We start from the raw sequence: 12230 nt of genomic DNA, 5'->3' as shown, positions 1-12230 counted from the left end.
AAAATCTGCGCACCTGCTGGCGCTGCGCTTTTACTGTTCCATACTGATTGTTACATTTAGCATTCATTCAATCAGTACAGGAACGATATGACTTCTCTTGAACCCGACCTAAAAGCGAAACGCAGCCAGATAAACCCGCCGGTTTTCTTCATATCTGCCGCCCTTATTTTTGTACTGGTGGCTTTTGCCGCGCTGTTCCCGGCACAGGCTGAGGTTCAGCTTGGCGCTCTTCAGAGTTCACTCTTTGCCAACGCCAGCTGGTTCTATATTCTCGCGGTTGCCATCATTCTACTCACAGTCGCTTACCTGGGACTGTCCCGATACGGTGACATTAAGCTTGGGCCGGATCATGCTGAGCCGGACTTCAGCTATCACTCCTGGTTTGCCATGCTCTTCTCCGCCGGTATGGGGATTGGCCTCATGTTCTTTGGCGTGGCGGAGCCTGTAATGCATTATATGTCTCCCCCAACAGGCACGCCGGAAACGGTTCAGGCGGCAAAGGAAGCATTGCGCATTACCTTTTTCCACTGGGGTCTGCACGCCTGGGCCATCTATGCCATTGTTGCATTGATCCTCGCCTTCTTCAGCTACCGTCACGGTTTGCCTCTCACGCTCCGCTCTGCGCTCTACCCGATTATTGGCGATCGCATTTATGGATGGATGGGGCACGCTGTAGATATTTTTGCGGTGATCGGTACCGTGCTGGGCGTGGCCACGTCGCTCGGCTATGGCGTGCTTCAGGTGAATGCCGGACTAAACCATCTTTTTGGCGTGCCTGTTAACGAAACCATGCAGGTCATCCTGATAGTGGTCATCACGGCACTCGCCACGCTGTCGGTGGTCTCCGGTCTGGACAAGGGCATTCGTATCCTTTCTGAAATCAACCTTACTCTTGCCGTACTGCTGCTTATTCTTGTTGGTGCCCTGGGGCCAACGGTACTGCTGCTGAAATCTTTCGTCGAAAACACCGGCGGCTATCTCTCTGAAATTGTCACGAAAACGTTTAATCTTTACGCCTACGAACCGAAATCGAGCAAGTGGCTCGGTGGCTGGACGCTCTTTTACTGGGGCTGGTGGCTGGCATGGTCACCGTTTGTCGGCATGTTCATTGCGCGCGTCTCCCGCGGGCGCACCATTCGCGAATTTGTGACGGGTGTGCTGTTTGTACCTGCAGGCTTCACCCTGCTGTGGATGACCTTTTTTGGTAACAGCGCCATCTGGCTGATTATGCAGGAAGGCGCACGTGACCTGGCACAGACCGTGCAATCCGATCAGACGCTGGCCCTGTTTAATTTTCTTGAGCACTTTCCGTTCAGCTCCGTGCTGTCATTCATCGCCATGGCGATGGTTGTCGTTTTCTTTGTCACCTCAGCCGACTCCGGCGCGATGGTGGTTGATACGCTGGCCTCAGGTGGTACGGATAAGACACCGATCTGGCAGCGTATTTTCTGGGCAGGCCTTATGGGGGTGGTAGCCGTTACGCTACTACTGGCAGGCGGTATGAAGGCGTTGCAGACAGTCACCATTGCCAGCGCCCTGCCGTTCGCCATCATTCTTCTGATGTCCATTTACGGTCTGATGAAAGCGTTGCGGGTTGACGCATGGAAGCGTGAAAGTAAACAGATCGCGACCATTGCTCCAACGGCCGCTCGCAATCCCATCTCCTGGCAGCGCCGACTGCGTAACATCGCCTATTTCCCGAAACGCTCACACGTTAAGCGCTTTATGACGGAAGTCATTTATCCGGCAATGGAAATGGTGGAACAGGAGTTGGCAAAACAGAATACCGTTTCGCACACAATTGCTGATGCAGATGACCGGCTTCATTTCGAGGTAGACCTGGGCAACGAGCTCAACTTTGTCTACGAGATACGTCTGCGCTCCTATCTGCAGCCTGCCTTTGCGCTTGCAGGCATGTCAGATAACGATCGGGACGAAGAACACCGTTATTATCGTGCGGAAGTTTACCTCAAAGAAGGAGGACAGGATTATGATGTGATGGGATGGACGCAGGAGCAAATCATCCACGATATTCTTGACCAGTACGAAAAGCACCTGCATTTCCTGCATGTTGTGCGCTAGCATTTTCTGAACGACACTGGCAGGAAAAGAGGCACAAGGTGCCTCTTTTCCTGCAGCATGAAGCCCGTCTCTGGCCTAAGTTGCTTCGGGCTAATAAGCGCCAGAAGAAACGTGAGCAGATTACAGGCGTCAGGCAGCTGAATTTACCTCGCCCACGACTGTTCCACCCGCCATTGTCAGACCTTATAAACTCTCAAACAGAGCATCGGTATAGCTGAATGACAGAGGATTGTTCAGGCAGAATGGCATGGCGCTGGTAATGGAAATATGCCGCCAAAGTGTAAGATGACGATTGATCCGTCACGAGTTTGGAGTTGCAGGCATGAACGATGATTAACATGCTGTAGCCCACCATCGCCGTTAAGCAAATGTCGCGCTTCATGCGGTCTGCCTGACGCGATGACGTGAGCCAGCCACATTCAGAAAAATTATCCCGCCCAGCGCTGAGAGAACCGATCCGGCAAGAACGCCTATTTTAAGCTCACTCTGCATGACCTCATTCCCCGGGAAAGCCAGCCCGCCAATAAAGAGACTCATGGTGAAACCGATACCGCAGAGGATTGCCACGCCATAAAACTGTGCTGCCGTGGCACCTTCAGGTAATCGCGCCAGGCCCGTTCTGATGAGCAGCCAGGAAACCAGCGCAACACCCAGTTGCTTACCGGCAAACAGTCCTGCCGCGATGCCTACCGGTAGCGGTGAAAGAAGTTGCTCAAATGATAATCCCTGCAGACTGACGCCGGCATTAACAAAGCCAAAGACAGGAACAATTATGAATGCAACCCAGGGGGAAAGCATCACCTCAAGCCGACTCAGAGGAGAAAAGTGTGCGTGTGTCCGACCGGTATGGGGGATGCACAGCGCGAGGATCACACCTGCCACAGTGGCGTGAACACCGGAGCCGTATACGAAATACCAGAGTAATATGCCTGCAGCAAGATAGGCTGGCAAAGATTTTACGCCTGAACGATTCATCATGACGAGGCAAAGCGTAGTGATCCCTGCGCCGGCAAGCATAGTGAGACTGAGACCGTGCGTATAGAAGGCCGCAATAATAATCACCGCGCCGAGGTCATCAATAATGGCCAGTGCTGCCAGGAACACTTTCAATGAAGAAAGCACTTTATCACCCAGCATCGCCAGTACCCCCAATGAAAATGCGATGTCAGTGGCGGAAGGAATTGCCCAGCCATTCAATGCCTGCGGATTATCGCGGTTGAAAAAAATGAAGCAGGCAGCGGGCACCAGCATGCCACCCAGAGCGGCGGCACCGGGTAACAGGCGCTGGTCCCAGCGGGAGAGTTTCCCGGAGAGCAACTCACGTTTAATTTCGAGCCCCACCAGCAGAAAAAAAACGCTCATCAGGACGTCGTTAACGGCCTTCTCAACCGGAACGCCGCCCACAGAAGCATGAATATAATGACGATAACTGTCTGCAACTGCACTGTTTGCCAGCACAATCGCCAGCACCGAAACAGCAATGAGCAACAGGCCGGGAGCCAGAGAGGAATGAAGGAGTTTTTTCATAAAGACATATCATCCGGTTGATAAAAACCCCGCACATTACCATTCATTCCACATCCGGGCCATCCCTGACGCTACGGGCTTTAGCGGCAACGTGTCCATAAGGGTGCGCCTGCCATGGAGCATAAATCTGCAGCCTTTTCTGTTGACAGCACCTCAGACCCGGAAGGATTCCACCATCCCGCGGAGCGCATGCGCCTGCCCGGAAAGTGACTGCGATGCTGACGATGACTCCTCAACAAGCGCGGCATTATTCTGCGTGACGCCGTCCATCTGGCTTACAGCAATGCTGACCTGCGAGATCCCCTGCATCTGCTCTGAAGAGGCCAGAGAAATGTTATCCATTGCTTTAGCCAGTTCATTAACCATACCCACGATTTTGAGGATGCTCGTACTCGTGCCAGCCGCGACTTTTACACCACTTTCTACCTGTTCTACTGCCTGTTCAATAAGCTGCTTGATGTCCCGCGCGGCGTTGGCGCTGCGCTGGGCAAGCGTCCTGACCTCACCCGCCACCACGGCAAAACCACGCCCCTCCTCGCCTGCTCTTGCCGCTTCTACCGCCGCATTCAGGGCGAGAATGTTGGTCTGAAAAGCGATGCTCTCGATGACTGCGGTAATATCACGAACCCTGGTCGCGCTCAGTGAGATGGCATCCATCGTTTCAGACATGCGCTGTATGTCCGCTTCGCCCGTGCGGGCTAGTAACGCGGTTTGACGTGCTGAGTCGGCGGTCTGCTGTGCACCTGCTGTATTACTTTTTACCGTTGTGGTGAGTTGCTCCATGCTGGCGGCCGTCTCCTGCAAGGCAGCGGCCTGCTGCTCTGTGCGGGAGGAGAGCTCGGTGTTGCCCTGCGAGATTTCATCCGCGGCTAATGCCACAGAAGTTGAGGCGTCTTTTATTTGCGACACCAGTCCGCGCAGATTTGCCTGCATGCTGCTCAGCGAAGCCAGCAGACTGCGCGAGTCGTTGTGACGCAATTTCACCGGTGTTGCCAGGTCCCCTGCCGCAATGCTGGCTGCAATTGCCTGCGCCTGCGACGGCTCACCGCCCAACTGACGCATCAGCACCCTGATGGTAAATACGCAGGTTGCAACCGCAACCAGAACGGATGTCACTGCAAGTAAGATAAGTATGAACGCTGCGTGATCGGCAGACTGGCTGTTCTCCTCAACGGCAGACTGCGTGTTAGACATCTGAACCTGTGTCATCTCGTTCAGCGCTTTCAGAAGAGTGCTCTGTGCCGGACGCGTGACTTTCATAAGGTAATCAGTGGCCTCTCTGGCCTGGTTTGCCAGCCCAAGTTGGCCTGCCTGTTCAAGTGCTGCCAGCGCAGGACCTTCAGCGTCGCTAATCTGGCTGAATACCGCACGTCCCTGAGACGTCGAGTCCGTATTCATTATTTCACCCAGTGCCCGCCGGTTTTCAATATAAAGCGCCTTTTGCTTCTGCAGTCGCTCCCACTCCGGCTTCATGGCCTCGGGTTCACTGAGCAAAGCCATGTTACGAACCGCAATGCCCATATCCCTCAGTCCACCGCGCATGTCCAGTACCAGCTGGTACTTTTTCATTTTGACGTTGACTGCGTCGTCCATGCCGTCACTGGCACGATCCAGCGCGTTCAATGCGATGCCCGTGCAGATGATAAAGAGCAAAATAAGCAGACCGAAGCCTGATGCAAGCCGGGTAGATATTCTCATCGTAATTCTCAATAAATTATGGAAGTGATGGTGAATGATAAAAATGTTATCGGCAGCCCGGAGGAAAAGTGCGAGTGTTTATACCGGAATTAACAGTATGAGTTATGACGAACTCCCGGATGCGATGTTCGTATACAAGCTGCCAGCTATCACATTGCGTGCTTAACGTCGTGAAAGTCGCATCACTCGAAAAGATTTGTACATACACTGCACAACCCCATTCCCCTGCCGGGATAAATTTCAGAAGAGAGGAGAGTGAAAATGAAGTGTGATAAAAACGACAGCAACTTACAGGATGGCCCATAAACACCGAAGACAGTGACGAAACAGGCTCACAGCACGCTGAGTATGACAATGACGAGCTTACAGCGCAGGAACAACAGAAGAAGGAGATGGCAAAAAAGTGGCTTGCCTCAGCGGACGCTTAAAGAATCGCAGATGTAAAGGCCTGTAGAACTGGACTTCAGAGCACCGGATGTACACCATCAAAAGTAAGTTTAGCATGTCTAATCAAAGCAGGGGGAAGCCCTGCTTTGTTCGAAAATACAGGGGGCACCATCACGCCTGTTTCAAAGGTGCATTCTGCTGTGCCACCTGAACTTCCCGACGCGGTTTTGCAGCAGCTGAGTATTTCCTTTTCGATATCCGGTCGCACCTGAAATCCTTACGGATACCTAACGCATCACCATTAGGCCGTGCAGGATATGGGAGGTAAGTCAGGAATTCATGGACTTACACATTTCCTCTTCATCTGCAGGCTGCTGCCCCGTGAAAGAAAGGATAAAGTATGGGGCAAGAATGCGGCGGGCTTCCTGTTCCGAATCCGCATCAATACAAAGACGGAACGGGTGAGCGGACCGGTCCTCGCGTGAGACAGCCAGAAAGCGATACTGATACTTAAGGCGCGTCTGGGTAGGTTTGTTCATAACCACAACGGTTGCTCCGGTTAACGGTCGGACAATTGGCCTGATGGCGATGGTCATACCTGCAAGTGTCACTGTTTTGAATAACTTTACTGCGTTAATGGTATCGACTCTCTGGAATAAAATCATCCCAGTTATCACCCCCTGCAAAAGTAAAAAAATCAGACGACGTTGCTGATTCGAACAGTACTGAAACACTGCGATCTGATGATGACATCTGGTGCAAATCGATGCGGGTTTCCACGGCATTGCTAACACCAGGCGCTGGCACATGCGTGATAGTGATGACGGCATTGCACGGATTTAATTGAAAAAAAGGACCTGCCGCCAGATTTGTCACAGGGAGCCGTTCCTTCCTGCGGGTGCCCGTTGATGCGCGCCCGCTTATCAACGGGGGTAAAGAATAGTGCCTTAGCGGTGCAACCGGCAAATTCCTTCATTTCTCTCACGCCACCTGTCTGGGCAGGACGGATAGCGGGCGTTCAAAGTTACATGTGGGGAGGGAAAGAAATCTTCAGCGTGAATACGGGCAGCATATATAAAAAAACCCGCGCTGAGCGGGCTGTAAAGAGAGTACTGAAGGTCCATCATGCTTATCACTGCGGCATGGTATTTAAATAATAGTCGATGCCTGAAAACTGTCCACCGCTTCCCCCGAATTCCGCCATGCCAGTGCTCACCTGGTCGTTACATTTTTATGATTTTTCGTATGTCCGGCTTTTGCTCTTTGGGGCTGAATACACATAAATGCATGATTCTAAAATGTTAATCAGTAAACTCAGATTAACTGATTCGCTGAAATTTTCTGCTTGCATGAGAATGGTTTTTTGTTTAGAGTTTTCTAAAATTAGAGATTTCTAAAATTAAGAGATGAATATCACTTTGCAACTACAGGAAAGCGCCTCGCGCGCAACCACCCTACTTAAGTCGATGAGTAACACCCGCCGGCTACTGATCCTCTGTGTGCTGATCGATAAACCTGGCACCTCATCAGGTGATTTGTGTAAGTTGACCGGCTTAACACCCTCAGCAACCTCTCAGCATTTAGCAAAAATGAAAGAGGATGGATTAATTGAGTCTGAAAGAGTGGCTCAGAGAATTAACTACTTCATCAAAGATGATGCTGTAAAGAAAGTTATCTCTGCGCTCAAAGAAATTTATTGTACTGAGGAGTTCAAATGAGTCAGGAATCTGTAGCACCTGAAAAAGTTAAAAGGCTGATTGAACAAGGCGCTTTGCTCATTGATATTCGCGATACAACAGAATATCTGCGTGAACATATTCCTGACGCACGTTCATTTCCCCTTACCGATATCCTGTCAGGTAAAAAGATAGATAATCCAGAGGGGCTGCCTGTCATCTTTTACTGTCTGTCAGGTGGCCGCACTGCTCAAAATGCCATTACGCTCATGGCAACAGCAGGCCCGGCACCTGCTTTTATACTGGCTGGTGGAATTGATTCATGGAAGAGCGCTCGCCTCCCGGTTGTTGAAGACAAAAAGCAACCATTGCCTGTTATGAGACAAGTACAGATTGCAGCGGGCACACTGGTTCTTGCTGGCGTTGTTGTGGGATACAGCATAGACAGCCGTCTGTTTTTACTCTCCGGAATTACAGGCGCAGGATTGCTTTTTGCAGGCGTCAGCGGTACATGTGGAATGGCAAATTTATTGTTAAAAATGCCATGGAACAAGGCTGATAAATAATGCCAGATATTCTACCTCAGAGAGTCTAACTCAGCTGTTGGCACTGTTTAATGGCCATGATGTCCGCTTTGGTACAGAGTTGAATTTACTTACTGCACTTTGGGCCAGTCAGACAAGCTCTGTATTCAACTGTTTATGTCCTCAGGGCTGGCGACCTGAACCCGGGTTGCTACCAGGCTAGCAGCGGTAATGAAAACCAGGCAAATCAGTGCCTGTATTCTGAGAGTGACGTGATGATCAATCAGCACACCCATGATGACCGGAGAAGCGCCGCTGGCAAGCACAGTACCTGCCTCAACGGCCGATCGCACTTTTGCCAGCTGCGCGGAGCCAAACAGCTGTACCCACAGCGCGGTCGCCAGCGTGGATGCAATGGCTGACGATACGCCGGTCATGATGAGATAAAACGGCGTGACCCATTGACTGCTGCTAAGCCACAGCGCCAGCATGCCGGCTCCCTGGGGCAGCAGAAACCACGGAAGCAGCCGGCGTGGCGTCAGCCGGTCTATCAGCGGGCCAAATGACAGCAGGGAAATCGCCTGCGTTATCGCATAGGCAATAAACCACCCTGCAACCCACGACAGCGCCCATCCTTTCTCCTCTGCCAGGCGCGCCTGATGGAAAAAGAAGCCCGTGGTGATGAAAGGTGACGCTAGTACTGCGGGCAGCGCCAGGAGCAGATTCCGGTTCTTCCATACTGACGCTTCGCGAACCTTCTCTGCGCCCCGCTTTCTGAAAGTCCGCAGCGGCTTTTCGGCTGTGCGCGGAAGGCAGCTGACAGCCAGCGCAACGCCGGCCACCAGGACCGCAGCGTTTATCAGCCAGGCAGTGCGCCATCCCGTCAGATAGTTAATCTGTACGGCAGCCAACGGAAACAGCGCCTGCGCCAGCGACAGGCCCAGTGCGATAGCGCCCAGCGCCTTGCCGGCATCAAACGGAAACTGGCGCGCAGTCGCCGTTAGAGCGGTATGCACCATCAGCCCCTGCCCGCCGAGACGAAGCAGGTAAAAACCTGCACAAAGCATCCATGCCGCCTGCGCACAGGAGACCAGCAGGCACGCCGTCACCAGCAGCAGGGTAACGGCCAGGGTGAAGCGACGGGTGGTGGTGTAATCAATCATCCGGCCTGCCCAGGTTAGCGTGACGGCACTCATCACGGTGCCGGCGGCATAAAGACCGCCCAGCCCGCCGTCGCTGAGCCCGAAGGCCTGACGCAGGTCCTGCCCGTAAAGCGATACGAAATAAGTCTGTCCGAAACTCGACATTGCCATCAGTATCGCGCCAAAAACCAGATGGCTGCCGTGCTGATACATAAAGCGAAACAGCTGACGCATGGTATTCCCTGAGCGCGGCTGACAAAGGTGCCGCACAAATGAACTGCTCCGGGACTGATGTTCCGGAGGCGTGTTATGAAAAGGGCCCGCGATTGCAGGCCCGTAACGTTTACCGCAGCATCAGCAGCGGATAATGGCTTTCAGCCAGCATCGCCGTGGTGTGACTGCCGATAAAGAACCGGCGCAGCCGGGAGTGTCCCCAGGCTCCCATCACGATCAGGTCCGCTCCGTTTTCCTCCGCGTAACGGCACAGCCCGCGCGAGACGGATTCATCCTGAATCAGCCGGGACTCTGCATCAATGCCGGCTGCCTGCAGGATTTGCTGCGCATCATGCAGTGAAGCATCGTCGCCGTTCACCATCACAACATGACAGTTCAGACCGCGAAGCAGCGGGCTCACGGTCAGCCGGGTCAGGTTTCGGCGACTGGCCTCGCTGCCATCCCAGGCAAAAAGCACCCGGGATGGTGCGCTGAACGTTTCAGGCACGACCAGCACGGGCTCTTTCTGCAGGCGGATGACGCTTTCCAGCTGGCTGCCCACCGTATGTTCCGCGCCCCGTTGTCCGAGAACCATCAGCCTGACGTCATCCAGCCCGGCAAGGATTTCATCCAGCGCGCCGTGCATCTGCAGCTGGCACACTTCCGGAACCCCCGCACGGGACAACCGCTCCGCGCAGCCGGTCAGAATGGCTTTACCCTGTGCCATGAGCAGGCGGCTGCGCTCCCCCTCCACGCGCACAAGCTCTTCGGTCAGCAGCTCTTTGCTGTCGATGCCAATGCTGCCGCTCAGGTCAGAGACGGCCGGATGACCGTCTTTTTCCAGCACGTGCAGCAGGGCCAGCGGCGCGGAAAGGCCGGCAGCGGCCCACGCCGCGTAGTCACAGACCGGCCCGGTTGACGGTGAACCGTCCACGCAGGCCACAACGGTATTGTTCATAGCTGAATCTCCTGTCGGTTAGTGACCGCCCATCAGTTTTTCCGCTTCTTCCGGCTTGTCATGCACGCCGAAGCGGTCAACGAGGGTGCGGGTGGCGTCGTTCATGCCCAATATTTCTACCTCAGCGCCTTCACGGCGGAACTTGATTACCGCCCTGTCCAGCGCGCTCACGGAGGTGATGTCCCAGAAGTGGGCGTGTGTGACGTCAATGACCACGCGCTCTACAGCTTCCCGGAAGTCAAAATGGCTCATAAAGCGATCGGCGGAGGCAAAAAAGACCTGACCAGTCACGGTATAGGTCCGGGTATCGCCCTCCAGTGACGACCTGACCGTCATAAAGCGCGCTACCTTGGTGGCAAAATTCAGCGAGGCAATCAGCACCCCGGTCAGCACGCCGAAGGCCAGATTATCGGTGGCCACCACCACGACCACGGTTGCCAGCATGACCACGCTGGTTGACAGCGGGTGGCGGCGCAGGTCGGTAATGGAACGCCAGGAGAAGGTGCCGATGGAAACCATGATCATGACCGCGACCAGCGCCGCCATCGGGATCTGCGATACCTGGTCACGAAGGAAGATTATCAGGCAGAGCAGCACCAGTCCGGCCGTCAGGGTGGAGAGGCGCCCGCGCCCGCCGGACTTCACGTTAATTACCGACTGACCGATCATGGCGCAGCCCGCCATACCGCCGATAAACGCCGTGCAGACGTTGGCGATGCCCTGCGCCTTGCACTCGCGGTTTTTATCGCTCGGGGTATCGGTCATGTCGTCCACGATAGTGGCGGTCATCATTGACTCCAGCAGTCCCACCACGGCGAGACCGGCAGAGTAAGGCAAGATAATCAGCAGCGTATCCAGGTTCAGCGGAATGTCCGGAATGAGGAACACCGGCAGGCTGTCGGGCAGTTTGCCCATGTCGCCCACGGTACGCACATCCAGGTGCAGCCACATGGAGATGGCCGTCAGCACCACGATGCAGACCAGCGGGGAGGGAATGGTTTTATTGAGGTATGGAAAGAGATAGATGATGGCCAGGCCGGCGGCAGTAAGCGCATAAACGTGCCAGGTCACGTTGGTCAGCTCCGGCAGCTGCGCCATGAATATCAGAATGGCCAGCGCGTTGACGAAGCCCGTCACGACAGAGCGCGACACATAGCGCATCAGACTGCCAAGCTTCAGGTGGCCGGCAGCCAGCTGCAGCAGGCCGGTCAGCACTGATGCCGCCAGCAGATACTGCAGGCCGTGGTCTTTCACCAGGGTTATCATCAGCAGTGCCATGGCGCCGGTAGCCGATGAAATCATGGCGGGACGTCCGCCAAAGATGGCCATAACCACGGGAATACAGAACGCCGAGTAGAGGCCGACCTGCGGGTCAACTCCGGCAATGATGGAAAACGCGATCGCTTCAGGAATGAGCGCGAGCGCGACGACAATACCGGCGAGCACGTCACCACGGACGTTACCCAGCCAGTCCTTACGCGTCGAGGACAGCAGCATAATAATTTCTCAGATTTTAGATACAGTCAGCCCGTGAGGGCAAAAATTTCAGGTGCGAAAAGCACATCCGCAGACGGGATGCTTTTGAGTGCGCGACTGAGACTACTCAGTGCGACAAAGAAGGGTTACGACTCAGGGTGGCGTAAGACGCATGATTTTTTGAGTTCTCCTTTACGGCAAACGATGCCTTCAGGACTGAATTAGGCCAGCTCATCAGGGGATGAACGCAGACCACGAAGCCTGATCTTGTCGGAACAGGCGCTTAACTATAAACGAAAGAAGAAAGAGATCAATGTTTCACTGTGCAGACTATCGTCAGGTAACCAATCAGAAAGGCACTCCTGCTAGCGTCCACTTCTGGCACGAAGCTGCCCATCAAGAAGCTAGATAGGGCTGCTATGAGCAAAAGCGGACATTGACCAGTCAGTTAATTCCCGTCGGGTTTGAAATGCGTATCCGCCAGCCCTTATCCGCCCCTTGTTCCATCACCTGTGTGGCGACGCCGCAATCATCTCTTTGAGTGCCG

Annotated in this window: 10 protein-coding genes; 3 read left to right on the top strand and 7 right to left on the bottom strand. The window is 54.0% G+C overall.

Translation table 11 applies throughout. From position 1 onward, the window contains the following. Positions 1–87: 87 nt before the first annotated feature. Positions 88–2082 (top strand): choline BCCT transporter BetT, encoded by a 1995-nt coding sequence (gene betT / locus QZ766_RS13535; protein ID WP_297202815.1) that lies wholly within the window; start codon positions 88–90, stop codon positions 2080–2082. A gap of 378 nt (positions 2083–2460) precedes the next feature. Here the strand turns inward: betT and nhaA are convergent, their stop codons facing one another. The 4 genes from nhaA to QZ766_RS13515 form a co-directional block, all read right to left on the bottom strand. After that, positions 2461–3609 carry a Na+/H+ antiporter NhaA gene (nhaA, locus tag QZ766_RS13530; protein WP_297202813.1) on the bottom strand — a complete coding sequence of 383 codons (1149 nt, stop codon included), beginning with the start codon at positions 3607–3609 and terminating at the stop codon, positions 2461–2463. A gap of 153 nt (positions 3610–3762) precedes the next feature. Then, the gene (locus QZ766_RS13525; RefSeq protein ID WP_297202811.1) at positions 3763–5307 is read right to left on the bottom strand and encodes a methyl-accepting chemotaxis protein; all 1545 of its coding nucleotides are present in this window, start codon (positions 5305–5307) and stop codon (positions 3763–3765) included. 716 nt (positions 5308–6023) lie between these two features. Then, the gene (locus tag QZ766_RS13520; protein ID WP_297202809.1) at positions 6024–6233 is read right to left on the bottom strand and encodes a host cell division inhibitor Icd-like protein; all 210 of its coding nucleotides are present in this window, start codon (positions 6231–6233) and stop codon (positions 6024–6026) included. 94 nt (positions 6234–6327) lie between these two features. Beyond that, entirely contained in the window at positions 6328–6570 is a 243-nt protein-coding gene (locus QZ766_RS13515) for a hypothetical protein (protein ID WP_297202807.1), read from the bottom strand. A 530-nt stretch (positions 6571–7100) separates the two neighbouring features. On the opposite strand from QZ766_RS13515, the gene QZ766_RS13510 reads away from it, so the two are divergent. Further along, positions 7101–7412, top strand: a complete 312-nt coding sequence (locus QZ766_RS13510) for a metalloregulator ArsR/SmtB family transcription factor (RefSeq protein ID WP_297202805.1) — start codon at positions 7101–7103, stop codon at positions 7410–7412. Continuing rightward, positions 7409–7936 (top strand): rhodanese-like domain-containing protein, encoded by a 528-nt coding sequence (locus QZ766_RS13505; protein ID WP_297202803.1) that lies wholly within the window; start codon positions 7409–7411, stop codon positions 7934–7936. Before QZ766_RS13510 ends, QZ766_RS13505 begins: the two co-directional genes overlap by 4 nt. Before the next feature lie 125 nt (positions 7937–8061). Here QZ766_RS13505 and QZ766_RS13500 read toward each other — a convergent pair whose 3' ends face one another. The 3 genes from QZ766_RS13500 to QZ766_RS13490 form a co-directional block, all read right to left on the bottom strand. Further along, the gene (locus tag QZ766_RS13500) at positions 8062–9270 is read right to left on the bottom strand and encodes an MFS transporter (RefSeq protein ID WP_297202801.1); all 1209 of its coding nucleotides are present in this window, start codon (positions 9268–9270) and stop codon (positions 8062–8064) included. 109 nt (positions 9271–9379) lie between these two features. Beyond that, positions 9380–10207 (bottom strand): universal stress protein, encoded by an 828-nt coding sequence (locus QZ766_RS13495; RefSeq protein WP_297202799.1) that lies wholly within the window; start codon positions 10205–10207, stop codon positions 9380–9382. An 18-nt stretch (positions 10208–10225) separates the two neighbouring features. Beyond that, on the bottom strand, positions 10226–11704 hold the full coding sequence (locus tag QZ766_RS13490) for a SulP family inorganic anion transporter (protein WP_297202797.1): 1479 nt from the start codon (positions 11702–11704) through the stop codon (positions 10226–10228). Positions 11705–12230: the final 526 nt, after the last annotated feature.

The sequence above is a fragment of the uncultured Pluralibacter sp. genome (assembly GCF_913775985.1).
Taxonomy (GTDB): domain Bacteria; phylum Pseudomonadota; class Gammaproteobacteria; order Enterobacterales; family Enterobacteriaceae; genus Pluralibacter.
The sequence above is the reverse complement of the archived record's forward strand: the minus strand, read 5'-3'. Positions and strand labels throughout refer to the sequence as shown.